This is a genomic window from Laspinema sp. D2d (assembly GCF_025370755.1).
GTDB lineage: Bacteria > Cyanobacteriota > Cyanobacteriia > Cyanobacteriales > Laspinemataceae > Laspinema.
Map to the genome: position 1 here is coordinate 1 of NZ_JAMXFC010000052.1, position 26,803 is coordinate 26,803.

At 44.9% G+C, this 26,803-nt stretch carries 17 protein-coding genes; 12 read left to right on the forward strand and 5 right to left on the reverse strand.

The annotated features are described in order from the left end of the window. Positions 1-292 precede the first annotated feature (292 nt). The 3 genes from NG796_RS24060 (at position 293) to NG796_RS24070 (ending at position 5,266) form a co-directional block, all read left to right on the forward strand. Positions 293-1,561: an AAA-like domain-containing protein gene (locus tag NG796_RS24060; RefSeq protein WP_261209764.1), complete on the forward strand. Its 1,269-nt coding sequence runs from the start codon at positions 293-295 to the stop codon at positions 1,559-1,561. 115 nt (positions 1,562-1,676) lie between these two features. Next, complete coding sequence (locus NG796_RS24065; RefSeq protein WP_261209765.1) at positions 1,677-4,922, forward strand: AAA-like domain-containing protein; 3,246 nt, start codon at positions 1,677-1,679, stop codon at positions 4,920-4,922. A 98-nt stretch (positions 4,923-5,020) separates the two neighbouring features. Further along, positions 5,021-5,266, forward strand: a complete 246-nt coding sequence (locus tag NG796_RS24070) for a UPF0175 family protein (protein WP_261209766.1) — start codon at positions 5,021-5,023, stop codon at positions 5,264-5,266. Between the two features lie 96 nt (positions 5,267-5,362). On the opposite strand, the gene NG796_RS24075 is transcribed toward NG796_RS24070, so the two are convergent. Further along, complete coding sequence (locus NG796_RS24075; protein ID WP_317619351.1) at positions 5,363-5,947, reverse strand: chorismate lyase; 585 nt, start codon at positions 5,945-5,947, stop codon at positions 5,363-5,365. A 379-nt stretch (positions 5,948-6,326) separates the two neighbouring features. On the opposite strand from NG796_RS24075, the gene NG796_RS26520 reads away from it, so the two are divergent. From NG796_RS26520 to NG796_RS24115, 8 genes are all read left to right on the forward strand, one after another. After that, a complete protein-coding gene (locus tag NG796_RS26520) occupies positions 6,327-8,168 on the forward strand; it encodes an HlyD family efflux transporter periplasmic adaptor subunit (RefSeq protein ID WP_261209771.1) in 1,842 nt (613 codons plus the stop codon). Between the two features lie 55 nt (positions 8,169-8,223). Further along, positions 8,224-9,399, forward strand: coding sequence for an ABC transporter permease (locus NG796_RS24085; protein ID WP_261209773.1), 1,176 nt, complete (start codon positions 8,224-8,226; stop codon positions 9,397-9,399). 42 nt (positions 9,400-9,441) lie between these two features. Further along, positions 9,442-10,620: an ABC transporter permease gene (locus NG796_RS24090; protein WP_261209775.1), complete on the forward strand. Its 1,179-nt coding sequence runs from the start codon at positions 9,442-9,444 to the stop codon at positions 10,618-10,620. A gap of 32 nt (positions 10,621-10,652) precedes the next feature. Beyond that, positions 10,653-12,695: a TolC family protein gene (locus tag NG796_RS24095; RefSeq protein ID WP_261209777.1), complete on the forward strand. Its 2,043-nt coding sequence runs from the start codon at positions 10,653-10,655 to the stop codon at positions 12,693-12,695. A 117-nt stretch (positions 12,696-12,812) separates the two neighbouring features. After that, on the forward strand, positions 12,813-15,842 hold the full coding sequence (locus NG796_RS24100; protein ID WP_261209779.1) for a hypothetical protein: 3,030 nt from the start codon (positions 12,813-12,815) through the stop codon (positions 15,840-15,842). After that, positions 15,839-19,570 carry a helicase-related protein gene (locus NG796_RS24105; protein WP_261209781.1) on the forward strand — a complete coding sequence of 1,244 codons (3,732 nt, stop codon included), beginning with the start codon at positions 15,839-15,841 and terminating at the stop codon, positions 19,568-19,570. The genes NG796_RS24100 and NG796_RS24105 overlap by 4 nt, the downstream gene beginning before the upstream one ends. Before the next feature lie 197 nt (positions 19,571-19,767). Continuing rightward, positions 19,768-20,016: a Uma2 family endonuclease gene (locus NG796_RS24110; RefSeq protein WP_261209784.1), complete on the forward strand. Its 249-nt coding sequence runs from the start codon at positions 19,768-19,770 to the stop codon at positions 20,014-20,016. A gap of 92 nt (positions 20,017-20,108) precedes the next feature. Beyond that, positions 20,109-20,594 carry a Panacea domain-containing protein gene (locus tag NG796_RS24115; RefSeq protein WP_261209786.1) on the forward strand — a complete coding sequence of 162 codons (486 nt, stop codon included), beginning with the start codon at positions 20,109-20,111 and terminating at the stop codon, positions 20,592-20,594. 467 nt (positions 20,595-21,061) lie between these two features. Here the strand turns inward: NG796_RS24115 and NG796_RS24120 are convergent, their stop codons facing one another. Further along, entirely contained in the window at positions 21,062-21,775 is a 714-nt protein-coding gene (locus NG796_RS24120; RefSeq protein ID WP_261209788.1) for a hypothetical protein, read from the reverse strand. Next, on the reverse strand, positions 21,772-23,652 hold the full coding sequence (gene uvrC / locus NG796_RS24125) for an excinuclease ABC subunit UvrC (protein WP_261209790.1): 1,881 nt from the start codon (positions 23,650-23,652) through the stop codon (positions 21,772-21,774). The genes NG796_RS24120 and uvrC overlap by 4 nt, the downstream gene beginning before the upstream one ends. A gap of 231 nt (positions 23,653-23,883) precedes the next feature. Here uvrC and NG796_RS24130 point away from each other — a divergent pair, with 231 nt between their 5' ends. Beyond that, entirely contained in the window at positions 23,884-24,639 is a 756-nt protein-coding gene (locus tag NG796_RS24130; protein WP_261209791.1) for a CPBP family intramembrane glutamic endopeptidase, read from the forward strand. Between the two features lie 60 nt (positions 24,640-24,699). Here the strand turns inward: NG796_RS24130 and NG796_RS24135 are convergent, their stop codons facing one another. Together NG796_RS24135 and NG796_RS24140 are read right to left on the reverse strand one after the other, a co-directional pair. Beyond that, the gene (locus NG796_RS24135) at positions 24,700-25,335 is read right to left on the reverse strand and encodes a GNAT family N-acetyltransferase (protein ID WP_261209792.1); all 636 of its coding nucleotides are present in this window, start codon (positions 25,333-25,335) and stop codon (positions 24,700-24,702) included. 161 nt (positions 25,336-25,496) lie between these two features. Further along, a complete protein-coding gene (locus NG796_RS24140) occupies positions 25,497-26,711 on the reverse strand; it encodes a DUF790 family protein (RefSeq protein ID WP_261209793.1) in 1,215 nt (404 codons plus the stop codon). Between the last annotated feature and the right edge of the window lie 92 nt (positions 26,712-26,803).

The window sequence follows — 26,803 nt, forward strand, 5'->3', positions numbered from 1 at the left end:
GCTCGAAATTTTCGGCAAGGATTAAATGCTCTATCCCTTGTACAGCAATTAGTCTAGCTGTCTTGTCACCCTCTCAGGGTTTTGACTTTAGCAGTTTGAGAGCGGTTTTCGTCTTTCATAGGATTGCCTCTAAATGTGCATACTCCTATGAAAACCCCTCCCTGTCTGCGTTTATGTCGGTCGAACCGGGAGGATTGTCGGACTTTTCGCTCTCTGTCGGAGTTCTGTCGGAATTGGTCTCAAGCAGAGGAAAAGGGACTATAATCGGAGCAGATTTACCGAATCAGGAGTTATGGCAGGACGTTCCCTCAGAGTTCACCCGGACTATATTAAGAAGGTCAAATATTCTCTCCAACGCAATGGTTTTCCTACTCAGAAACATTTGGCAGAAGATATGGGTCTCTGCCGCGATACTATCAGTCGGTTTCTGAATGGCAAGGCGGTTGATAATGAGAATTTTGAAGAAATTTGTCATAAACTGGACTTAGATTTACAGGAAATTGCTAATTTGGAAACAGGTAGTGATCCTGATGATGCTGTAGCAGATCTAGCCTATTTAACTTTAGATGAAACTGGCTCAAACCTTTCTAACTATGTGGAACGCCCTCCCATTGAAGAACGATGTTACCAAACGGTGTTACAGCCCGGATCCCTAATCCGGATTAAAGCACCGAAGCAGATGGGGAAAAGCGCTTTAATGACGCAAATCCTTTCTCGTGTCAAAACCAATGGTTATCAATCTGTAGCCTTAAATCTATTGGCAGCGGATGGAAAGGTTTTGCAAGACCTCGATTACTTTTTGAAATGGTTTTGCAGGGTCGTAAGTCGTCAGCTAAAGTTACCCTCAGATTCTCTGGAAGATTTATGGGAAGAGGATTTAGGCAGCAACTATAAATGCACTCTATATTTTGAAGAGTGCTTATTAGAGAATTTCGCTTCCCCAGTCGTACTGGCTTTAGATGAAGTTGACCGCCTTTTTCATTATCCCCATATTGCTGAAGATTTTTTTAGCTTGTTGCGATTGTGGCATGAAGAAGCAACAAAGACAGAGATTTGGAAAAAATTACGGTTAATTTTAGCTTATTCTACCGAAGTTTATATTCCTTTAAATATTCATAAATCGCCATTCAATGTGGGAGAGCCGATTTTATTGCCAGAGTTTACCCCTCCACAATTGCAAGAATTTGCGCGACAGCAAGGAGTAAAATTGGAGAGTGACGAGATTGAAAAATTGATGAATTTAATCGGGGGACATCCCTCTCTGTTACAAATTACGGTTTCTCGGTTGAAGCGACAGGAAATCACCTTTGAGAACCTGTTGGAAACGGCGGCTACGGAATCTGGAATTTATAGAGATCGCTTACGGACTCATTTGGGTTATTTACAACAGAACCCCCTTTTATCTCAAGCCATGAAAGAAGCGGTTAGAACCCCTAACCCCATCCGACTAGAGTCAAAGCTGGCTTATCAGTTAGAAAGTTTGGGTTTAGTTCGTTTAGAGGGGAATGATTGCCGAATTGCTTGCGATTTATATCGGAAGTATTTTCGCGATCGCCTTTAAAACTTAGCCCAAACTGCCTAGGCGCTTGTTGATGTTAAATGAATCAGACAGCCTCATGATTTAACCTTGCCCTACTACCCTAAAACACCATAAATCAAGGATTATATCGGAGAATATGGAACCCTTTGAATCCTCCATTTATCAAGTTGGCGGCAGCCTGCCTGCAAATGCTCCAACCTATGTGGTCCGACAGGCAGATACAGAACTCTATGAAGGCTTAAAATCTGGAGAATTTTGTTACGTCCTCAACTCGCGGCAAATGGGTAAATCCAGTTTGCTCGTCAGAACGATGGATAGGCTACAAAGACAAGGGTTTATCTGTGCTTCTATAGACTTGACAAAAATTGGCAATAAAAATGTAACGGCTGCTGAGTGGTATAAGGGGATTTTCTATGAATTAGTTAAAAAACTTAATTTTTCTGGTAAAATTAATCGGCGAACTTGGTGGCAAGAGTTAGACGGAATACCCGTTGCTCAACGATTATCTGAGTTTTTTGAAGAGGTCGTTTTAAACCAACCCGATGATGAACGTCAATTTATTGTACTGGTAGATGAAATTGATAGCACTATTTCCTTAAACTTTGAATTAGACGACTTTTTTGCACTGATTCGAGCCTTTCGGAATCTACGCTCCCAAAATCCCGCCTTCAATCGCCTGACTTTTGCCTTATTCGGAGTTGCCACCCCTTCGGATTTGATTCGGGACAAAACCCGAACTCCCTTTAATATCGGTCGGGGGGTCGAATTGTGTGGGTTTGAATTTGAGGAAGCCAAAGGGTTAATGGCGGGATTTCCCGAAACAATAGAACAGCCGGAAACCCTGTTGCAGGCAATTTTAGACTGGACCGGAGGGCAACCGTTTTTGACTCAAAAGCTCTGTCAATGGGTGCGATGTGCGGGGACAACTCCGAATGGCAGGGAAACGGAATGGATTGCCGAATTGGTGCGGACGAATCTGCTGGAAAATTGGGAAGCGCAGGACAACCCGGAGCATTTAAAAACCATTCGCGATCGCCTGTTGCGTCATGAGGAGCGCGCGGGGCGGTTGTTGGGACTTTATCAGCAAATTTTGGACAGTGACGAGGGAGTGAAAGGGAATAACAGTGATGAACAGATGGAGTTGCGCCTCTCGGGGTTGGTGGTGAACCGTCAAGGAGTCTTACAGGTGTATAACCGGATTTATGCTACCGTCTTCAATCGGCAGTGGGTGGAACGGGAACTCGCCCACCTCCGCCCCTACTCCGAGGCGATCGCCGCCTGGTTAAAATCTAATCGGCAGGATCAGTCCCGACTCCTGCGCGGGAAAGCCTTGGACGATGCTTTAGACTGGAAAACTGGGAAAAATGTCAGCGGAGAGGATGAAGACTTTATCTCTGCGAGTTTACGGTGGAATTTAGACGAAGAACGGCAAGCTAACGAAATTTTAGCCCAAGCCAAAGCAGAAGCAGAGCGCCTGCTCACCGAAGCTAAGGAAGGCACTAAACTGGAACGGGCCGCAGTTCGAGTATTGCGACAGTTTGAAGCGGGGATGCCACAAATTGACCTCTTAATCGCAGCGATGCAGACTGGCCAACAGTTGCAAACATTGGTGGGGGAAAACCGCCCCCTGAGAGACTATCCTGCCACCAGTCCCCTGCTCACCTTGCAGCAAATTCTCGCCCACATCCGAGAACGGAACCGCTTAGAGGGGCATTCGGACTCGGTAACGAGTGTGAGTTTTAGCTCCGACGGTCAAACCCTGGCCACCGCCTCGTATGACGGCACTGCCCGACTATGGGATTTACAGGGGAACGGACGGACCACCTTTAAAGGGCATTCTGACTGGGTGTGGAGTGTGAATTTTAGCCCGGACGGTCAAACCCTGGCCACCGCCTCATCTGACGGCACTGCCCGACTGTGGGATTTACAGGGGAACGAACGGACCACCTTCAAAGGGCATTCTGACTCGGTATTCAGTGTGAGTTTTAGCCCGGATGGTCAAACCCTAGCCACTGGCTCATCTGATGGCACTGTCCGGCTGTGGGATTTACAGGGGAACGAACGGAGTACCTTCACCGGGTATTCTCACTATCTATTGAGTATGAGTTTTAGCCCGGATGGTCAAACCCTGGCCACAGCCTCATCTGATGGCACTGTGAGACTGTGGGATTTACAGGGGAATGAGCGGGTCACCTTCACCGGGCATTCTGACTCGCTATTGAGTGTGAGTTTTAGCCCGGACGGTCAAACCTTGGCCACCGCCTCATCTGACGGCACTCCCCGACTGTGGGATTTACAGGGGAACGAACGGACCACCTTCACAGGGCATTCTGACTCGGTATGGAGTGTGAGCTTTAGCCCGGATGGTCAAACCCTGGCCACGGCCTCATCTGATGGGACTGCCCGTCTGTGGGATTTACAGGGGAACGAACGGACCACCTTCAAAGGACATTCTGGCTTGGTATTCAGCGTGAGTTTTAGCCCGGATGGTCAAACCCTGGCCACCGCCTCATCTGACGGCACTGCCCGACTGTGGGATTTACAGGGGAACGAACGGACCACCTTCAAAGGGCATTCTGACTCGGTATTCAGTGTGAGTTTTAGCCCGGATGGTCAAACCCTAGCCACTGGCTCATCTGATGGCACTGTCCGGCTGTGGGATTTACAGGGGAACGAACGGAGTACCTTCACCGGGTATTCTCACTATCTATTGAGTATGAGTTTTAGCCCGGATGGTCAAACCCTGGCCACAGCCTCATCTGATGGCACTGTGAGACTGTGGGATTTACAGGGGAATGAGCGGGTCACCTTCACCGGGCATTCTGACTCGCTATTGAGTGTGAGTTTTAGCCCGGACGGTCAAACCTTGGCCACCGCCTCATCTGACGGCACTCCCCGACTGTGGGATTTACAGGGGAACGAACGGACCACCTTCACAGGGCATTCTGACTCGGTATGGAGTGTGAGCTTTAGCCCGGATGGTCAAACCCTGGCCACGGCCTCATCTGATGGGACTGCCCGTCTGTGGGATTTACAGGGGAACGAACGGACCACCTTCAAAGGACATTCTGGCTTGGTATTCAGCGTGAGTTTTAGCCCGGATGGTCAAACCCTGGCCACCGCCTCATCTGACGGCACTGCCCGACTTTGGGATTTACAGGGGAACGAACGGAGTACCTTCAAGGGGCATTCTGGCCGGGTATTGAGTGTGAGTTTTAGCCCGGATGGTCAAACCCTGGCCACCGCCTCATCTGATGGTACTGTGAGACTGTGGCGGGTGGAAGGGTTGGAGGAACTGCTGGCGAGAGGGTATGACTGGTTGCAAGATTATTTTGTCAGCCATCCGGAGGCGCGAGAAAAACTGACCCGTTGTGAAAAGTGAGGGGGTGGACTGGTGATGGGTTTTGGTGGTGATGCCTCCTCAACCCACTCTAGTTCCACGGTGCTACAATTCCAATACAACTCCAGGAGGATGCCTGAATGAGTGTGATTATTCACGATGATATCCTGACGGCAGCTAAGATGTCTGAATCTGAACTCAAACTGGAAATTGCAATTCTCCTGTTCAAGGAAAAGAAACTCAGCACTGGCAAGGCTCGCCAGTTAGCTGGAATGAATTTACTTGAGTTCCGAGGGGAATTGGCAAAGCGGGGAATTTGCGTAAATTATGATGTAGAATATTTTCAAGAATATTTGAAAAATTTACGAAAATTCGGCCAATTATGACCAGGGTTAGAAACCGGGTTTCTTTCAATATTTCTGCATAATTTACATAAATTTAGGCAGAAACCCGGTTTCTTGTCCTAGAAGGTTTTATCCCGGTTACTGTTCCAATTTTGTTGGTCCTAAATATTGGGTTAAATAGGGAGAAAAGACCTCATAAATTAAGGTTAAAGGTTTCTTATGATGCCAAAATAGATAATGTCTTCCCCAAAATGGGCCTTTTTGTCCGAAGGCGGTTTCTAAGGCGGGGGAATGTCCGTAGTGGATGCCTTGGACGTCGCGATAGAGTTCGGTATGTAGGCGCGAGAGGCTCTCCCAGATGGGGATTGAGCGGTTTTGTAGGTAGTCATCGACGTGGCTGGCTTCCCACCAAGAGGCGGCATAGGCGAGTCGTTGTCCGGAGGCGGTACGGAGCCACACTTGTCGCCGCAGTCGGGGTCCGGGGACCCATTGGATGGGGTCTGGTGCGTTGTCGGGGTCCATTGCGATCGCGGACATATCAATCACGTCTACTTCCGTGGGTTCCCCGGTGAGTAGTTTCAGGTGGCGCGTTGGCGAACCGTCTCCGAGGAGCAAAATTTGCCATGCTGGTGCGAGTTGGTGATGGGGTAATCCCTGCTGTACCCACTCTTCTCCCCCTTCCCATAAGGGGTCGAGGCAGTACCAAGTCGTTGGCGGGGTCACGCTGTTTGTGGGCCTGGAAGTTGCAGTCAATGCGCTTAACAGAACTTAACGTCACTCTCCATCATAGCGTTCCTTGTCTCTTGTCACGGGGAATTGAGTGGAAAAGGGGTGTGGATTCCTTCCGGTTCCGCCTTGATCCCAGCGCCAGGGTCCGTTATGGTGCTCAGTAACCGGATCATTGGAGGTTCCCCGAGTCGTCCTAAAATTTGCTGACAATTGCAATAAATTTTAACAGAATTTTATTGCAAAAAGGCGGTTCAAGCTTGACAATAGCAACCGGGAAGGTAATGGTTTAATTAGGCTACTGATAGGGGTATCAGGAGTCAAATTTAGGGGTAGATCGTTCAGTAAAAATCAGTGGAGCCAGCAAGTATTCATCGTGGGGGAAACAGTAAAATACAAGGATAAACGGCGAGTTTCTTGGCCGATCGCCGCTGGTGTTTTGGCCGTCGCAACCCTTGGCGGATGGGTTTTTTATGGTCGGGTCCTGAATTCATCCGCTGGGGCCGTGGAGGTGAGTACAATTGCAGTGGAACGGGGAACGATTGAAATTTCGGTTAACAATAGTGGGGTTGTAGAATTTGGAGGTCAACAAACGCTCAAATCTCCCACCGATGGTACGGTGGATCGGGTTTTGGTGCGGGTTGGCGATCGCGTTCCATCCGGTGGGGAATTAATTACCCTGCGCAACAATATTGAGGACCAAACCACTGTTGCGATTAACCCGTTAAAAATTCGGGAAAAACAACTTTCTCTAGGGAACACGGAACGAAAAGTGTTGCAGGCACAGGACGATTTAACGATAGCTCAAACCGAACTACAGCGACTGGTTCAGGAGAATATTTCCCGAGAAAGTCTCCGAGCGACCGAGGAATCAAACCGCCGAGAAAAATTAATCAATCTGGAAACTCAGCGCCAAAAATTGCGGGAAGCACAACAAAAATTACAGGAAGCTCAACAAGAGTTGACTCGTTTAAGTGCGGCTGAATCTCAAAAATTCCAGATAAAGCTGGCTCAGTTAAACCTGGAGATTGAGAAAGAGAATCTTACCCTAAGTAGCAACCGCCTTAAAGTAATTGACGCACAAGCAGAACTCGCCGCAGCACAACAGAAACTCCGAGAGGACCAAGACCTAGTGCAACGCGGGTTTATTGCAGAACAAGACGTTCGGCAACAAGAAAGTATAGTTCGTAGCGCTGAATTTTCACTTCACGAAGCGGAGGTTGCAGTAACTCAAACCCTTCTGGAGTTAGAGAAAAATCAACTCCAACGGGAAACCATTGAGGAGGAATTGGCAGATGAGCTAGAGACGGCACAAAAAGAGGTGGAAACAGCACAAGAGACTGTGAGAACTGTAGAGTCCGATATCCGTAGCACGATGTTTGACGTGGAACGGATTGAAATCACTTTAGATAAACTCCGTCGGGAACCGAATACGGAGGTGGAGGCGGCACGGAAGGCGGTGCGAGAGGCAGAAGCTCAAGTGCGAGATTTGCGATCGCAATTTAACCAAGAAAAGCTCCAACTAGAGCAAGAGGAAATAGGTATTCAAAATACCCAGGCGCAGTTAGCACAAAATATTGTATCCACTCCGATTGAGGCGACGATTTTACAGGTGATGGTCAACAACGGAGATGGCATTAGCCGGGGGGATAATTTGCTCACTTTGGGAGACCCCTCTCAAGAGTTTGTGAACCTTCAGCTTTCCACTTTGGATGCCTCCCAGGTTAAACTGAACCAAGAAGCGCGGGTCACGGTGATCGGACCCAATGCAGAGATTTATGAGGGGGTGGTCCAGGAGCTTTCTCCTCTAGCGATTACGGAGGACAGTAGTGGTTCGAGTTCAAGTTCAGGACAAGCTTCGGTGCCTGCTACCATCAAGCTGAAGACTCCGACGGGGAGTTTGATTCCCGGTGCACAAGTGAGTGTGGAAATTATTGTCCAGCAACTTAAAGATGTAGTGGCGTTACCGATTGAAGTGATTCAACGGGATGCTCCCCAACCTTATATTTGGACGGTGGATGCTCAGAGTCAGGTGCAGAAAAAAACCATTGTGTTGGGATTGGAAGGGGTGACGGAGGTGGAAATTAAATCTGGACTGAAAGTGGGGGATAAGGTCGTGTTGCCGCCATCGGATCAGCCTTTAGAACCGGGGATGGTGGTGAAGATCTCCAAGGCGGAGGAACCGTCGGGGGACAAGGAAGAGGAGTCCGAAAAGTGACGGCGAAGGGGAATCAGTGACTGATGAAGTGAGATTTAAAGAAGGAAGCAGCAGTATGAGTCTAAGTATATTTGATTTAATCCGGATTAGTTGTGATTCCCTCCAGGGAAATCGCTTGCGATCGGCCTTGACGACTTTGGGGGTGTTTATGGGGGTAACGGCAGTGAGCGCCACCCTGCAAGTGAGAACGATTAGCACGGCGGTGATTACTGAGGAAATCCAAAAGCGCCAAGCACCGCAAATTCAGGCGGGGGACTGGTCCGGTGCTAGTCAACTGCGGGTAGAAGATGTGGGATATTTAAAAAGTCGCTTGACTGGGGTGCAGGCGATCGGTACAAGCGCTGGAGTATATTACGGTGCCAGCATCATCTTTGAGCAAAATGAAGGCTCGTCCGACGTGATTGCGGTTTCTAAAGAATACTTACAGATTGCCGGTCGGTCAATCTTGCAAGGACGATTTTTTAGTGAGGCCGATTTTACCCGCTATCGGTCAGTTGCGTTAATTGATAAAGTCTTACGAGATAAAATCTTTGAAGAGATTAATCCCATTGGCAAACGCATTTATTTTAAGGGTCGATTGTATGTCGTGATCGGTCTAGTGGATACAAAGCTCCAGTATAAGGGTCAGGAACCCCGTGGGGAAATGCTGGTGCCGATGTCGCTTTATGCTGCACTCACAGGCCAACGTAATATCGAGACGATTTTGATCCGACCCCAGGAAATGGAAGAGATGAAACGGTTGGAAGAGCAAGTTAAACAACTGTTAAAGCAGCGCTACCCCGAGGGAGAATTTTATACTTGGAATAATGTTGAGGATATTATTGAGCAGAAAAAAACCTTGGATATGGTTTCCCGAGCGTTGTTGGCTGTGGGAGCAATTGCCTTGTTGGTGGGGGGAGTGGGAATTGCCAATATTACGATCGCAGCGGTGATGGAACGGACGCCAGAAATTGGCCTGCGTCGTGCGATCGGTGCGACCTCTGGGGACATTATGTTTCAGTTTATTTTAGAAGCAGCAATTTTGAGTTTGATTGGGGGAGTTTTGGCGATTTCAACCGTACATGGATTAACGGTGGTGGTGGCCGATCGCTTTAAGTTACCCTATGAGTTTGAGCGCCAAACTGCGGGATTGGCGTTAGGTTCTGCGCTGTTGGTGGGGGTGGGTGCGGGGTTTTTACCAGCGATGCAAGCCAGCAAATTAGACCCAGTACAAGCCTTGCGATCGCGCTAGGATTTAAGACATAAAGCTAGGTTTAAAAAAGGGAGCAGTCTGATGAGTTTAAGTCCATTCAATCTAATCAGAATTAGTTGTGATTCTCTGCGGGGAAATCGCTTGCGATCGGCCTTGACGACCTTGGGAGTGTTTATGGGAGTCACTGCGGTGAGTGCGACCATGCAAGTGAGGACAATCAGCACTTCTGTGATTTCTACGGAAATGGAAAAGCGTGAAGCACCGCAAATTTTGGCATATATGTATTCTAGCAATGATAGGCAATTGCAGCGAGAAGATGTCGATTATTTAAAAAATCGCTTAACTGGAGTTCAAAAGATAGGAACAAAAGCCTGGGTAAGTCTGGAGGCGACGGTTATTTTTGACCAAAAAGAAGCGGTTGCGAATATTCATGCTGTGTCTGAGGAACACTTGGAAATTTCCGGTCGTTCCCTCTTACAAGGACGATTTTTCAGTTCGGCTGATTTTATCAATTATCGCTCTGTCGTTGTGATTGATCGCTTTCTGGCAGAGAATTTGTTTGAGGGAAAAAATCCCATTGGCGAAAAGATTTATTGGGAGGGTCGATTGTATATTATAGTTGGAATGATAGATACAAAAATGCGGAGTCAAAACCATGAACCGAGTGGGGAAATGTTGATCCCGATGTCTTTGTATTCGGCTCTCACAGGTCGATCCACCGTGGGATTCATTCTCATGCGACCGGAACGGGTTGCAGAAATGGAACGGTTGAAAGAACAGGTAGAAACCCTGTTAAAGCAGCGCTATCCTGATGGTGAGATTTGGGTAAGAGCTAATATTGAGGATATTCTTGAGCAGAAAAAAACCCTGGATATGGTCTCCCGAGCGTTGTTGGCCGTGGGAGCAATTGCGTTGTTGGTGGGGGGAGTGGGAATTGCGAATATTACGATCGCAGCGGTGATGGAACGGACGCCGGAAATTGGGTTGCGTCGTGCGATCGGTGCGACGGAAGGTGATATTATGTGCCAGTTTATTTTAGAAGCAGCAATTTTGAGTTTGATTGGGGGAGTTTTGGCGATCGCAACCGTACATGGATTAACGGTGGTGGTGGCCGATCGCTTTGAGTTACCTTATGAGTTTGAGCGGAAAACTGCTGGATTGGCGTTGGGTTCCGCGCTGTTGGTGGGGGTGGGTGCGGGGTTTTTGCCAGCGATGCAAGCAAGCAAGTTAGACCCGGTACAAGCATTGCGATCGCGCTAGGATTTGATACAAATTAGGAAGGATGAAGGGGTATGCAGAACAATCAAGATACAAAGTATGAAGAGATGGCGATCGCCACTCCGACGAACCAGCAGCGACCTGTTTGGGTGACCCTGACCGTTAGTTTTATGGCGGCTATTTTGGGTACATCTTTGACCCTGTTGGCCGGAAGCAAGTTTCACGAAGGAGGAATTGCCGAGGAACTGACTCCGGAGGCCATTCCGGAAGCAATTACAGTATCAGAGTTGCCAGTTACCCCCGTTGTTGCGGCAAAACTTCCCCCCTCACCCCAAGGGGATATTCCTGATGTAATCGGGGAGTTGTTGTCTCCCTTGACACCAGCTTTTCCCACTCCCTCTGTAGTCTCCGCGCCTGTGAGACCGGCTATATCATCGGGTAAAGTGAGAAATAATGGACCTCAGATAGAGGTTCCGCCATCGGCAGAAGCTGTGGAGAAGATAACAATAGAACTACGTCCGAAAACACCGGCAGCGCAAGTACCTCAAGGCGATCGCCGTGAGCAAAATGAAGTGATATCTCAGACTCTTCCTCAGTTACCCGTCGAAGCGAATCCCCCCAGTGGCGATCGCAATTTAGACCCCGCTACCCTGCCTTTATTTGAGAATCGGCCTGGGGAATGGGAAAGAGTGCCGGTGACGGTTCCTGAGACTGCTCCTGCGGTTCCTGAAATTCCTGGCGATCGGATCTCCGAGGGAATTCCCGTAACTCTGGTAGAGGTAGTGGGTTTAGCGGTTCAAAATAACCGAGATATTAAAAATGCCTATCTTGCTCGCATCGCACAACGAGTTAATTTAGCCGTTGCTTTAGATAAATTTCAACCTATCTTTACCCCAGAAATTTCGGTAGGTCTAAATCAAAATGATGGGGGAAGTTCTACGAGTAATTCTGCTATAATTAGCGCCGGTTCAAGGGTCACGATGCGAATTCCCACCGGGGGAGAAATTAGTGCAGCATGGAACCTGGGAGGCGTTGCTCAAAGTAGCAACCAATCGGAAATTATCGATGAAAATCAAGTTAATCAAGGTCTTTCATTAAGTTTTAGCCAACCTTTATTACGGGGGTTTGGGCGGGATATCAATACCGCTTCCATTAAAATTGCCCAATTTGACGAAACCCTTAATCAATTGAACTTAAACTCAACTTTAATTGATATTGTTACCCAGGCAGTTGTCGGATATCGACAATTGTTAGAAGCACAGGAATCGGTAAAAATTGCGGAAAATTCCCTGAAAATTGCTCAGGATATCTTTGAGATTAACCGAGCATTAGTGGAAGCAGGAAGAAAGCCTAAAATTGATTTAGTCCAAAATGAAAGAAATATCGCTGGACTAAGATTAGAGTTATTAAACCGGCAAAATAGTTTTGAGGAAGTCCGATTAGAATTGATAAAAACTTTAGATGTTGACGATTTTCCGATTATCCCCGGGGAAAAAATTGTGGTAGAGGATATTCAGCTAAATGAAGAAGAATTGAAACAAGTGGCTTTGCGAAACAATGCCAGCTATCTCAATGCGGAACTAACGATAGAGATTGCAGAGTTAAATTTAATGTTAGCCGAAGATGAAAAGCGTTGGAATATGAACTTAAATGCGAGTTATGGGAGTAATTTGCAATCGATTAGTGATGATACCAATGAGGTAAAACTGGGAATTGGGTTGAGTCGAAATTTTGGCGATCGCAGCTTTGAAAGGCGAGTAGAACAAGAACGAGTGAATCTGTTACAAGCTCAAAATACCCGCGATGAGCAACGAGATAATCTGTTAATTCAAGTCGGTGATCAGGTGCGAAATGCCAATTTACTTTTACAACAAGTAAATTTAGCGCGGCAAGAAAGAGAATTTTCACAAAAAAACTTAGAAAATGAACGAGAATTACTCAGATTAGGTCGGGGTGAAATTCGCAATGTCATCAGCGCTCAGGAAGAAGTAGTTAACGCGAATAATAGGGAGTTAAGCGCACAAATTGCCTATCTCAATGCCTTGACTTATTTAGAACAAACGGTGGGGATTACCTTGGAAACCTGGCAAATTACGGTAGAAACACCGGAAGAGTGAAAGGGAAGCGGGGTTGATTTGGATAGGATGGAGTTAAGGAATTGAGAAAACGCAAGTTAATTTACCGCGTTGTGATAGACTACTAAAAATCAGGACAATCAGAGAGGAGTGAGCATCATGGGTAACCAACTTTCAGGGGGTAACGATGGGTTGCAACCTGTGGACTACAGCTACCTTTTGGAGCATATTTCGGGAGAAATACCGGGTCATACTCTATTTAAACTGTCTCGCGATCGCCGTCGATTACGCATGGATATCGATGAGATTGCAGCAGCAGTTGCCAGAACTCCGAATCTTCAAAATCCGTTAACCTCTAGCAACGGGGTGCGATCGGCCTCGGTGAAATTTACGGAACGGATTAAAGAGCAGTTTAGCAGTCAAATTCAGCAAATTAGAGACCAGTTGCAACAGCAACTTCAGCAAACAATGGGGTCTCCAGAGGCGATCGCCGCGATGGTGGCGGGTTTAATCACTGATTTATCTGAGTATCAAGGAACCGCCAGACAGTTTGGATTAAACTTCAATTTTACCGCATCTAGTCCGACGCTACAAAAACAAAAAATTAGGTTAGAAAATAACCGTCCTGGCAGTGAATCCCTGCTCAAATTTCATAAACTTACCATATCGGTTCAGAAGGTTGACCGCTTTGCCGCAGACCTCAAAACTGCGATCGCCACCTACATTGAAACCCAACTTGCTCCCGATGATGAAAATGACCAACAAGATTTGTTAGATTTGCTGAATGGATTTGTTGCAGATGAATTTTCCGATTTTTATCAACTGCAAAAACTGATAGATACAGAAAGTCTGGGAAAACTCAAAAAAGAAGCTAAGATTTTCTATTTAAAATATCTTTATGAGCATTTGGAAAGCAGCGATACCCGAGGTAAAATTTATCTCGAAGATTTAATCCGGCGGTTGGAGTTAATCGAAAAATATATCAATAATCCAGAAAAATCCGATGGGGATTATGATGTCACTTATGCTGGAGTGACGGTGAATTACAAAGAAGCTTTTGCTCGTGCTGAAGTCTTTGATGCACTGCCAATTATTCCAATTATTGCCGGAAACTTAGGCGAACATACGGATAAAAGTGGCGGCAACCGGGAGTTTATTTTAGGACTGAAACTCAAGTTGGCCGGAAAGATTCAAAATCAGGATGGACTAGAGGTTTTGGAGTACAACATGGATCTACTCAATCCCGACAGTGACAAACATCGGGAGGCGATCGCAGACCCAACTCAGACCCAGACTTTTGCCAGAAAAGTCTTGATTCGCTTCTTTTTATATTATTTTATTTTCGCCTCACCCCATAATCCTGAAGACCCAAATTACGAACCTCATCGAGAACTAGAGTATCAACCGGATGTCAGGTTTGATGAAATAGTAATGCCTATTTTGCGCCAGTCCGAGGACGCGGGAAAAAAAACCCTCTTGCGCGGATTGATCCGAGGTATCAAACAATCTAAGGCAGAGTTGAAAATTAACCACCTCAAGGATTTACTCAAAAACCTTCTCAAGCGCCAAGGGATTTTACCCACCCGAATTTATCCGCGACAGATTAACCTCAAAAAAGGAATCCTCCAGAGAGATATTAATATTGCCATGCAGGGTCGTTTTTTACAATCTGCTGTAGAGAATAACCTCAAAGAAGGGTTGCAATATGTAACCATTACGAACCCAGGTCTGGATGAAACAGCGCTATGTCAGTTAAAAGCAAGTTTTACCCTGGAAGACCTGCGTTATTTTCCGGAACCCGAACAGGAAGAATTCACTTGGCAATACAATATTACTGGAGTTTCTGTTTTGCCAATTATCTGCACTCCCACGGCGACGGTTTGCTGGAGTTGTTACCAAAATCATTTACAACAGCACCATAAATTAATTTTGTGGTCTTATGATAATACGCGTCTCAATCCCGGCGAATTTGATGCGACTCAGACCTTTGCCTATCGCTTCACCTGGACTATTTTATCCTATATTTGCTTGGACTTACTGTTAGAAAAAGCACCGAATAACCTCTTTATTCCCTTTGTGCGCTTGCATCAGGGAAGTTCGGAAAATCCCTTTCCTGCCGAGAAATTTCTGGCACATCTCTGTAAAGTCTTGTCTTATTTATTCAGTAGTCGGCATCAGTCGAATTGCCAAGGGTTTCGAGTCCGGAATCTGAATCAATATACGTTAGGGAATGGGTTGAAGTCTTTATATTCTGTGTTACCGAAGACCTTTCGATTTACCACGACTGCTGCGCCATTGCAACTGGATAAACTGGCGATCGCCATTGTCTCTAGTCGCGAGAGTGATGCGGGTACCCAAAATCAAAATCCCCGCAACCGGATTGCCAATGTCACGGGAGAAATTATTGGCATTCAGCGCCAGCAACCGGGGACAATTCAAATTGAACGACTGCATACCTTCAGTGATAATTACTCCCTCCATCGCTTATATCGGGAACCTCCCATTTTAATTGAAACCATCAACGAACTCTATCGCCAAGGATATCGGCATATCTTGTATGTGGCGCAGGCACCCTATACCAGTACCCTGCATATCACCCGAGGCGATCGCGAGGATGACCTCTATTTTATGTCTCCTACCCTGATCACCGCTTTAATTAAAAATAACCCGAACCTCAAAATTTATCCCATCTTTTTCGATAAATATTACGTTCGGAAATTAAAAAATACAGGAGTGACGGGGTTTGTTATTCAAGACACGGAACAATTAACGACTTTAACTCAAGACCCCCGGCAAGAAGCAGTTGTTTTTCTCAATTTATTTAATGGGATGAGTGTTGGCAACAATCCCGATGAACGATTTTACAATGGCGTCATTTCCTATTCTACTTTACTCGGACATTATTATGAAGGAGTGATGGATGACCAATCCATTCGACAGGATTTGATTTACAACAGTCCCCTGAAACAAGACATTGTAGAATACTTGACCCTGTTTCACTTTTATCGGTTTGAACGTCAAAATCGCCCGACTTTAAAACTTGACCCGTATGAGACGTTAATCGGAGATAGTTCCTTTAGTGCGCTTTCCATCTTTGAACAGATGACGCCGAGGGTAGATTTTAATTCATTGGCTTTTTTGACCGAAGTTAAGAAAGTATTAGATTTACGCAGGAGGGAAAACCGATGATTGCTGAAGAACTGGGACGGTTGTTTGAAGTGGGGTTTAATATTGGAATTCTGGCCTATATTGAACAGCACTCAATTAAACATCGATTTGGAGAATTATATCGCCAGGATTTGCAGCAGCTAAAATTGCCAAAAATAGTCAAGCGGATTGCTAACAAACAGGAGGCGATCGCCGCAAATCATTTGGAGATTTTGGACAGATGGAGTCGATTTTTTATCCAAAAAGGATTTCTCTCAGGGTTCAACTTCTTTCGGGAGTATCTGCAATCTACGGATTGGAGTCAGCGTCAGCAAAAACACTTAGAAATTCTCTATTATCAATGTAGTTTTGGTGGCGATAATAGTATCGGGACTTATCCCAAAGATGCTATCAAACATTGTGGGGAAATCTTATCCCAGTTTCCGACCCTCGACTCGACCCAACTGACGCGCATGATTGACCAATATCATGGACTAGAAAAATCGCGTTGGAAAAAGGGGGAATTTTTACATTCGGACAGTTTAATGTTGTTGCGCTGTCGGCAAGATTACCGGATAATCTGTGTGGATTTGTCCGTCTTCTCCGTGCGATCGCTAGAGGATATTGTTCCCCTGGATGATGTAGAAGTCTTGCGGAATCTCCTGATTGCCGAACTCAACCATTTACGGTCTAAAAGTGTCTTTGCCAAGTTGCACCTTGATACGGGGATAAATCCTCCTTTGGAGGTTGATTTTGCTCAAGATTTACACTATTATTTGAAAGCATTTAAGCGCCGAGATAAAGAAAGCACTAAATTAATTCAAGCGGGTTCCTATGCGCATAGTTTCTATGGATTTTTGCAAGAAAATCAGCTATTGCCGGAGGATGCCTCAGTGGTGTTTAATGTGATTGGATATAGCGATCGCCAGATTGCTACGATTGCCTTACGTCCCGATAACCTCAATTTTCTGGCAACCTGTGCGGATCTTTATAAAAATGAACCGAAAGAGCAAGAAATCACCACGGCAAGAACCAAAGTTTTAGCTCAAATTCAACGGAGTGCAGCGCGCAGTTTTATCAATGGCAAACAATTTGTAGAAAATTTAGCTAAAGTTCCGGTTACTTCCTCCGAATCCGGGATTCATGAAGTAACGCATCAAGAACGCATTGAAGGGTTTTTTAACTCCGTGGGGATTCTGCCTCGGGAATTGGCGACTCCCTTGGGATTACCGGAGGGATTGACCCTGCGAAATGCACATTCAGAATTGATTAAAAAAGCGCTGACTTCTGAGGAAATTTATCTGTTTTTAACCGGAAATCCGGGGATTGGCAAAACCACAGCGATCGCGAATTTTTTGCAGTTCCATTTTGACGAGGGGTTCTTATTTGTATATATCAGTCCTCGCACCCAAGTCAATCTGGATATTATCGATAAATTCAAATCCGCAACGGGTAATCTTTGTGACGATCGCCTCTGGTGTTTGACGAGTAACTCTACCATTATTCGAGAAAACCACGGATTTCCCACGGTTCGATATCAGTCCAATTCCCATCGGAAGCATTTTACCGCCAATACCGTTAATTTTATCCCTGCGGAGGGGGAAGTGCGATCGGCACATCACAATCAACCCTCTCGGTTAAATCCCATCAGCGCCGATTTGTTTCACGATCGCGGGGTAAAAACTGCCGGAGTGCTTTCCAGTATTTGCAGTGGACTTCATACCGTCATCAGCGATCGTCTTTCCAACCAGATCATCGCCACCGTTGCCATTCAATCTCTGCGCGTCACCCCCACCGGCAATGATACCTTGCGCCATCTGGATAAAATCTTTAGAAGTGCCTGCAACAAACAAACCGGAGTAATTCCTGCCAAAATGCAGGAAATATCTCAACGCATCAAACATCTGTTTATTATGATTGACGAAATCACGGGAGATGATAGTGGTGTTCACTTTCTAAAAGGACTCGGGACCTTTTTGCGAAACCATGAATTAACCGACTCCCGACATGGATTTAATACCAAAGTCATAGTTGCTGACGCTTCCCTTGTCGAATCTGACGTCATTAATCAACATCTGTCCCAAACCTCTCCCGAACCGGATAAAATCTATTTTCGCCTTGCCAAAAAACAGAATACACCCCTGTCTATTGAACAGTTTAAATTTGCTAAATTGGGTGCTTGTGCTATTAATGCCAACTCCTATCCCGCCAATCACTTAGACATCACCTATAAAGTCTTTGTGGAATTTGTTAAATTTACCCCCACCCTTTTTCAACAAAAAGAACGTCCTCTTATTGAAAGGATGCAGTCCCAATTAGTCAAAGATATTCACCGCCTCTTAAGCACTCCAGAAACCCGGCAAATCCTGGTTTATATTCAAGACAAACAACGATTGCAAGATATCATTACTCTCCTGGAAGAACGCCTGGACAGCTTTTTACCTTATACCGATTATCTGGAAATTCATGCCAACCTATCCGATGCAGATAAACTAAAAATTCAAACCCACAAAGAAGGGGTAAAAATTGTCTTCATGACCTCTTCTGCCAGTCGGGGATTATCCTTTCCTAAAGCACAACATATCTTAGTTGAAATTCCCCGATTTCAGATTGAGCAAAATCTGATGGAAGTGATACAGGTCATTTATCGCGCCAGAGGAGAATATTGCGAAAATGGGGTCCGGCAAACTTTAGATACAGAAGCAAAATCCCTGATATTTTACCTAGGCGATCGCGCCATTGATTATCTCCCCTCCGAACCCCTGACCCCAGAAGAAACCCTAAAAAACCGGCAAATGTCCCGGCAAGAAAGCATCTTAACCCTCTTAAATTTGTTACTAATTCTCAAAGTTTCCATCATGACCCGAATTGTCGGTTCCGGACCCTTGGGAAGAAAAGAATGTCTACTCATTCCCATTGGCGGTAAATCAATTTCCTCCGTTGGCATGACCTTGAGTGGGGAAATCACCCAACTAATTCGAGAACTCAAAAACGAATATCGCCGGAAACGAAATCATCCTATCTTACAACAAGTTTTTACCAGTTTGCAAGAGATTCTCAATCAGGCCGAATTTATTCTCATGGATGAAACCGGAGATGGAGAAATCATGCAAAAATCTTACCTAGAATTACGAAAAGAATTTAATACCGATTTTTCCCAATACTGCCATCGCCTCGATAAACTCTTGGATTTAGGCAATATTGAACCCGGTCATCTCATTGGCAGTTTATTAGTGGTTCCCATTCGCAATCTCTTAGAAGAAAGTTATGAAATTCGCTTAGAACAGCAGATTAAACGCTACGCTACCGATGAGTTAATTCAAAAAATGTTAGCGATTAGTAACAATCCAGACTATCCGGATAACCTAAAAATAGCAATTCGCGGGGGTGCAATGGAATTAGTTGAATTACTGAATCGCCAAGCAACACGCACTCAATGGTTTGAACAGTACAGTCAAACCTCGGACCAATATTATCTCATCCCCTTATTTACCTTCATTGCCGGAGAGGCGATCGCCGATTATTTCAAACAAGAACCAGAGGAAGAAGAAGACCAAGAATTTAGAACCTTACTCTCCCGCTACCTCCACTCCCTCTATCCGGCCTACAATACCTTACCCATTGGTCGCAAATACCGCGAATTTCCTTTTTTACTGTTCCGCAGCTATAGTTTAGAGCAAATGCGCGCTAAAATGTTTTCTGATAAATATTTATTAAATTCACATGAATTAAACGTCCTGAATTTGATTTTATCCCGAGAAGAGGAATAATTAAATGTTAACTTTAGTTGGTTTTGACAACTGTAAATAGTATCTTAAAAATAATAAATTTTGCGACTACCGTTCAGCCTATTTCTATAATCAATTTAAAGTCAATAACCTTTTGGAGGCAATAGAGATGATTGCTGTCCCCAACTCCATAAGTCCTGAAGAATATCTCCAAATCGAACGGCAAACCCCTATTCGGCATGAATGAAGTCCTCTCCCCCAGTACCCAAACCTTGAACTTAGGGGAAAAATTCACCGATTATCAAAAGATTGACTCCTTAGAAGAATACATCCTAATTTCCCAGGAAATTCAGGAAGTAGAATGCCACCACCTTACGGGTCCAGATACCTGGGAAACTGAAGTCTATGGGTCAGGCGATCGCATTGTTTTGAAAAGTCTTAACCTAGAGTTTGCGATCGGTGAACTGTCTCTCGGCCTCGATCCGTAGATTGTTCTCCGTGGCGCTAAAAATTTTATGCATAAAGCGAAAGTTTAGGGTAAAATCAAACAAGGAGTTTAAAACCAAGGTGATACTTTAAAATGCTTAGTCCCTTTGAAGTGGCAAATTACTTTATTTGGTTGGCAAATGAAACTGGCTCTTTTCTCAGCAATCTGAAACTACAAAAGCTAGTTTACTATGCTCAGGCATGGCATTTGGCACTTGAAGATTCTCCCTTATTTGAGGAAGACTTTGAAGCATGGATTCACGGTCCAGTTTTGCCAACCTTGTATCAAAAATACCAGTCTTTTAGCTGGAAACCGATTATCGAGAATGTTGCCAAACCCACTTTAAACCCACAACTTGAGAAGTTTCTTCAAGAAATTGCCGATGTTTACTTGGGTTGTGATGCTTATGAGTTAAAACGCATGACTAATCAAGAAGATCCTTGGAAAATTGCTCGTGGCAATTTACCGATTGATGCGCCGTCAAGAGATATCATTAAGAAAGAGTGGATGAAAGACTATTACGCAGCTCATGCCGAAGAAACTGAAGAAGCCGAAAATTCCGCCGAATCCTACATCTAAAATCACACCTACAAAGCTGGCTCCTCCACAAGGTATCAGCTTTTCATTTACCTATTTACAAACTAACCATCCCAAATTTCCATGTAACCATCATGATGCTAAGTATTTTTCTGTTTTGCTGGACAGATTGAAAAATATTTCTACGATGACTTTCACAGAAATTACAGTGAAGAATACTGCCAATCTACGATGCCATCCCATAGACTGGAGTGACCGTAGAGTGACAGAAAAGTGCTTTGGCATTCCTAATGAGGAACAGTTAGTAGATACACCTTACCAGTTATTTCAGCTTTCTGCTAACGAATATGGCAGAGTTCATGGATTCTTTATTGAGAAGGAGAATATTTTTTGTATTGTTTGGCTCGATCCAAACCATAACCTTTATTCATGATTTTGAGCCGGATTAAGGAGAAGATAAACCTGCCTACCTTCAAATTTAGCATTTTAGTAAAAAAAATAAACTTTCCTCATTTCTCCAAAATCCTCTGATAGTTTTGCTCGATTTTATTCGCAACAAATAGCAAAACAGCATATAAAATCAAAGTTTCTCCAAACATTTCTAAAAATTCTTCAAAGGCAACTCTAACTTGTTCGATGACCCAGCTTAATACTTCCCGTTCCGGGAAAACTTTAGCAAGAAGAGGATTCAAGATAATATGTTTAAAAATCTCTGCACCAAATGCACCAATAATTGCCAGCAACAATCCAGAGACGCCTAGGATAACTAGATTTCGAGACCCATACCAGAGTGCTTTAAAATCTCGGAAAAAGAAGACCGCGATCGCCACGATTAAAAAGCTATAAATTCCAATCCAATATTTTGTTCCAGCAATCGGCATCCAACTCGATGAACCCAGTCCCAGATGGAGTTTGACCAATTCATCTAAAGCAACATAGAATAATAACATCGATTGAACTAACCAAAATGCCGGGGAAGGACGTTCCGATAACTTTCGGAAAAAGAAGAACATCCCCAAATAAACCAAAGAGAGTTGGAAGAGAATTGATGCTTGTAATAGGGTGGGAATCGTCATCAATCCATCCATATCAAACGGGGGATAAACTTCTCGCTGGATGAAGACACCGCCAAGGTAAATGATGACGATCGCCACTTCAAAGCAAATTAATCCCCCAATCCAATAAGGAATGGCACGTTTAAGCCATTTAGGGTTAAGATTCATGGATGGAAATACTCATAAATTTGCTGTGCCAACCTTGGACCAATTCCCGCCACTTCTGCCAATTGTTCCGGCGTTGCAATACTAATATAATCCAGAGAATGGAAATGTGCTAACAATTGTTTTTGCCGTTCAAATCCCAAACCGGGAATTTCATCTAAGCGCGATCGCCGCATTCGTTCCGTGCGTTGTTGGCGGTGAAACGTCACAGCAAATCGGTGTGCTTCATCGCGCAACCGGCGCAACAATTGCACTCCTGGTTGTTCCGCATCCGATGGTATCGGTAAAGATTCTCCCGGTTGGAAGATTTCCTCACGCTGTTTCGCTAAACTCACAACCCGCACATCCTCTAGTAAATCCATCTCCCGCAACACTTCCACCACTGCCGATAATTGACCTTTACCGCCATCAATCATAACTAAATCCGGCCAATCTGGGGTATTTTCAATTTTACCCGTTTCTCGTTTCTGGTTACCGGCGTCCCGGAATCGGCGTCCCAGCACTTCTGCAAGACTGGCAAAATCATCGGAGTGACCCGACTGTACTTCGGGATTGCGGATTTTGTAGCGGCGATAATGCTGATTTGCTGGGAGTCCATCAATAAAGACGACGCGAGAGGCAACGGCATCGGACCCTTGGACGTGAGAAATATCATATCCTTCGATGCGCCGTGGCAACTCTGGCAAATCCAGGAGTTCTGCTAAATCCTGCATTGCTTCCGCATTGCGATCGCTGAATTTTTGCATCCGCGCCATTTCATAATCGGCATTTTTGGCAACCATTTCGATTAATTCCGCCTTGGTTTGCCGTTGGGGTGTGAGAATGGAGACTTTGCGACCCTTGCGATCGCTTAACCAATCTCCCAAAATGTCCGCTTCGGGTAATTCATGTTGCACTAAAATTTCGGCAGGAATCTCCACTGAGTCTACATTGCGGTAATGTTCCTCTAACACCCGTTGTAAAATCGCACCCGGTTCAGCAGTGTGCGCTTCTGCCACAAATCCCAACCGTCCGACTAACTGTCCCGCGCGAACTTGGAAGAGTTGGATACAAGCGCGATCGCCATTGCTGGAGAGTGCGATCGCATCTTGGGAGAGGCGATCGTCCGGTAGGGAGACTTTTTGACCAGCGTGAAGCGATTGCAACCCCTGAATGCGATCGCGAAGTCTTGCCGCTTGTTCAAAATTCAAGTCCTCCGCTGCCGCCTCCATTTGCTGCTTCAAAATATCCAGTAATTCATCCGTCCGACCCTGAAAGACCATCGCCACTTTTTGGACAGTTTTGCGATAGTCTTCGGCATCAATTAATCCTTGACAAACCCCTGGACAACGGCCAATATCATAATTCAAACAAGGTCGGTCTTTAAACAGGGGTTGCGGACGCTGACGCAAGGGGAAAATTTGCTTAACTAAATGCACTGTACTCCGTAACAGTCCTGCATCCACATAAGGACCATAATAACGGTCTTTAGCACTTCCTGCCTTGCGCTTGCGAGTGATAAAAATACGCGGATAAGTTTCCGACCAAGTAATGCAGAGATAGGGGTATTTTTTATCATCTTTCAGTAGTACATTAAAATAGGGTTGATGCTGCTTAACCAGATTTGCTTCTAATGCTAAAGCTTCTGCTTCTGTATCCGTGACGATAAACTCAATATCCGCCACTTGCTGCACCATTCGTTCAATCCGCTGACTCAAACTTTGGGAGTCTCGGAAATAAGACCGCACTCGCGATCGCAGTTTTTTGGACTTGCCAATATAGAGAATGCGATCGTCGCGATCGCGCATCAAATAGACCCCTGGAACAGGGGGAATTTCCTTCAGTCGATTTTCCAGTCGTTCTGAGTCTTTGATTAAAGGCAGGGTAGGAGTATCTTGCATCACAATCAATGGCTAACTTGTCAATCCTTGAGGGCGGTTTCCGGTTCTGGGTGACCTCTCTAGTTTAGCAAATTTAAGCGGAGGTCAGGGACAGAGAAACAGGACGATAACCCTCACATTTTATCCGTCTTCTATCGCCACTTCCTCTGGTTGCTTGACAAATCCAAACCCTTATGTTAATCATGAAGCAAATCAACTTCAACTTATTCCCTAATCCTCAAAAAATTAGTCATGAGCAACCCTGAAGTCGAGCAATTTAAACCAGACCCTACCCGTAAACCTTGGGGAATTTGGGCTACCCTGGGCTTTTCTGTCATTACCGCTATATTTTATGTCCTGATTCAAGTTTTAGTGACCATTGTATTCCTAATTTCCACGCGGAATCAATTTTCTGAAATTTCTCAACAAGACCTGGAAGAATTGCAGTTCAATGGCCTGCTCACAAGTTGGGGTATTATTGCCGGAGGAATTGTGGTTATTGGATTAGTTTTATTTTTTGCAAAACTCCGAAAAAATTATTCAATCCAAGAATATTTGAGCCTTAAAAAGGTTTCGGCAAAAGACCTGGGAAAGTGGTTGATAGTTACCCTGATTTATCTGGTCGTGTTTGAGGGAATTTTCTATCTGTTTAAGCTGTCCCACGGTGACTGGATCGTTAGGGTTTACCAAACTGCTGGTGTTCTCCCTTTACTTTATTTGGCAATTGTCGTCGCCGCAGCGATTGGGGAGGAAATTTTCTTTCGGGGATTTTTATTCCAAGGATTGCAAGCATCGCGCCTGGGAAATAATGGCGCTTTAGTAATTTCTTCAGTCATCTGGGCACTTATTCATTCCCAATATGAAGCACATACAGTTTTTAGCATCGCCATCATTGGACTAATCCTCGGCTATGCTAGGATTAAAACTAATTCAATTTACGTTCCGATCGCCATGCATGGGTTAAATAATTTAATTGCCTTAATCCAAGTCGCTATTCAGTTGAGATAAGTTGGCTAATTCTTCAGAAATAGGCCAATATTTTATAATACCTCTACTGTACCCCCCTAACTAGAAATCCACGAATTCGACAACATCCGGAACCTCTTCAATAAAGGACCGTAATAGCGCATCATTCGAGGGGCGATCGTACATCTCTTGATAAACTTGTTGAATCAGTTGTTTAACCAGACTCCCTGGCAATTGACCCTCCAAATCTGCGGGAACCATCATCAATAATATCTCTGTCGGCACATCTCCGGATAAAGGCGGCAGAATATATCTCACCGATCGCAGCACTTTTGCTCCATTGTTTTGATAAAACTGAACCCGCCGTTTTGCTTGTTCTGAATCTTCGCAAAACTGGGGATTTTCTACCTCAATTAATAAGATTTTTTGCTGAATTTTTACAAGTTGAACTAGATGCGACATCAACATTCCCCCAATCCCCTGACTCCGATAGTCTTTATCGATACCCAGATAGTCTAAAACAACAAAATCAGTTGCATTCAAGGGATAAAGTAAAGCAATTCCTAAGACTTTGTTTTCCCGTTTGGCAATAAACCATTGATAAAATTGATTGGATAATCGGCTTTCCAGAATGTCTAGGGGTTGCCTTTCGCTAGGAGGAAAGGAATCGAGATAAATTTGTAAAGCACTTTGAAAATCGGGATGATTAATATCTGTAAGTTGTACGATTTGTAGCATAATTTTTAGATATTTTGCAAGAGAAACGTTAAAGATTTAAACCCCCGGCTGTAGGGGAAATTCGCAAATTCCTCCTCTTAGGAGAACCCGCGCAGGCGGGGTGTACCTGTAAAGGCCCCCCTTGAGGGTAGGGGCGAGTTTTTGCTCCATTCAAATCACTTTTATTCTAATACATCTAAGACCTGTTTTGGCTGTAATTTATCCTTAAACCACACCATTGGAACCGTGACTTCCTTTAAATTAATCCCAGCTTTTTCTAAATTCAACCGTTCTGAGATAGCCAAAATCAAATCATCCCGCTGAGACTTCCTCACCTGAGCAAATTTCTTCTGTAAATACTCCGGACGCCAATAGCCGACTATTTCTAATAAAAAGGTTCTGCCATCAGGATGAACAAGGCGAAAATCAGGAATCATGACACTTCCCGGAATGGGAATTAAATCCACCTCGCGTTCTAACTTCCATTCGGTTTTAGTCGAATCCCAACGACTCACAAAAGAGGCTTCTAACATACTATCATAAGGCTTGCCCGGGGGATAGTGACTGACTAATCCACAGTCCGAATCGAGAGTAAATCGGCCAGTTTTCCAATCTCCGGTATAAGGATCACGACTTTGCAGGGTTGCGTCTAAACTCCATTTGGTGACGTGCAGTAATGCAGGCAAGAGTTTGGCAATGGCTAACCCATAGCGTGTACTGGGTTTAAATAAGCTGGTTGGACCATCAATAGTAATGGTAAACCCGCAGTCAGCATCTCCTTCTATATAAGCCATTAATTGAAATAATTTCAAATACTTGAATAACAGTTTATATTCCCCGGGGTCATTGCGATGAGCGTTGATTAATAAATGAGTAGCGCGATAAAATACCCCTTGTACTTGGGAGACATTGTAACGATGTAGTAATAATTCTGGGGTAGGGGCGTCAAATTCGGTCAGAATTTTATTCTCGTTTAAATCGGCATATAATCCGGATTTAATGTGAAGGGGGAGAACCTCGCGTTCTAATTCTTGACTTAATTGAGTCGCGAGTTTTTCTAGGGTGAGTTGAGTTCCTTCTTTACTCGGAACTATTTCTGCTGCCGCAGTAAATACGCGCTGACGCAATTCAATGGGTTCCAGGGGAGAAATGACCTCAAAGGTGCTTAAACTCCCCTTTAAAATATGAGCAAGTCCCCGTTTGATGCGGTAGTCGGTGCCATCTCCTTCCATCTCATGGAGTTGGCGATCGAGTTCACTTTGGGGACACCCGACGGCTTCTTGGAAACAAGTAATCAATTGAGAGGCGATCGCCAAGTTTTTGGAGTTAATCTCCAATCGCTTGGGAACAATCGTCTCTCCATTCATGCGATGACTCAGTAAGTCACTCGGTAACATCGGCGTCAGGGGGGTGAGGATTAGATTGTTTTATATTACCCCAAGCGCGCCTAATCTCCATCCTGATGGAGGGGCAATTTCTCAATTCCCCC

Coding starts and splice junctions, on each gene's coding strand:
- NG796_RS24100 (WP_261209779.1), top strand. CDS start 12,813: ATGGGTAACCAACTTTCAGGGGGTAACGATGGGTTGCAACCTGTGGAC.
- NG796_RS24115 (WP_261209786.1), top strand. CDS start 20,109: ATGCTTAGTCCCTTTGAAGTGGCAAATTACTTTATTTGGTTGGCAAAT.
- NG796_RS24090 (WP_261209775.1), top strand. CDS start 9,442: ATGAGTTTAAGTCCATTCAATCTAATCAGAATTAGTTGTGATTCTCTG.
- NG796_RS24140 (WP_261209793.1), bottom strand. CDS start 26,711: ATGTTACCGAGTGACTTACTGAGTCATCGCATGAATGGAGAGACGATT.
- uvrC (WP_261209790.1), bottom strand. CDS start 23,652: ATGCAAGATACTCCTACCCTGCCTTTAATCAAAGACTCAGAACGACTG.
- NG796_RS24085 (WP_261209773.1), top strand. CDS start 8,224: ATGAGTCTAAGTATATTTGATTTAATCCGGATTAGTTGTGATTCCCTC.
- NG796_RS24070 (WP_261209766.1), top strand. CDS start 5,021: ATGAGTGTGATTATTCACGATGATATCCTGACGGCAGCTAAGATGTCT.
- NG796_RS24120 (WP_261209788.1), bottom strand. CDS start 21,775: ATGAATCTTAACCCTAAATGGCTTAAACGTGCCATTCCTTATTGGATT.
- NG796_RS24060 (WP_261209764.1), top strand. CDS start 293: ATGGCAGGACGTTCCCTCAGAGTTCACCCGGACTATATTAAGAAGGTC.
- NG796_RS24095 (WP_261209777.1), top strand. CDS start 10,653: ATGCAGAACAATCAAGATACAAAGTATGAAGAGATGGCGATCGCCACT.
- NG796_RS24110 (WP_261209784.1), top strand. CDS start 19,768: ATGAATGAAGTCCTCTCCCCCAGTACCCAAACCTTGAACTTAGGGGAA.
- NG796_RS24130 (WP_261209791.1), top strand. CDS start 23,884: ATGAGCAACCCTGAAGTCGAGCAATTTAAACCAGACCCTACCCGTAAA.
- NG796_RS24105 (WP_261209781.1), top strand. CDS start 15,839: ATGATTGCTGAAGAACTGGGACGGTTGTTTGAAGTGGGGTTTAATATT.
- NG796_RS24065 (WP_261209765.1), top strand. CDS start 1,677: ATGGAACCCTTTGAATCCTCCATTTATCAAGTTGGCGGCAGCCTGCCT.
- NG796_RS24135 (WP_261209792.1), bottom strand. CDS start 25,335: ATGCTACAAATCGTACAACTTACAGATATTAATCATCCCGATTTTCAA.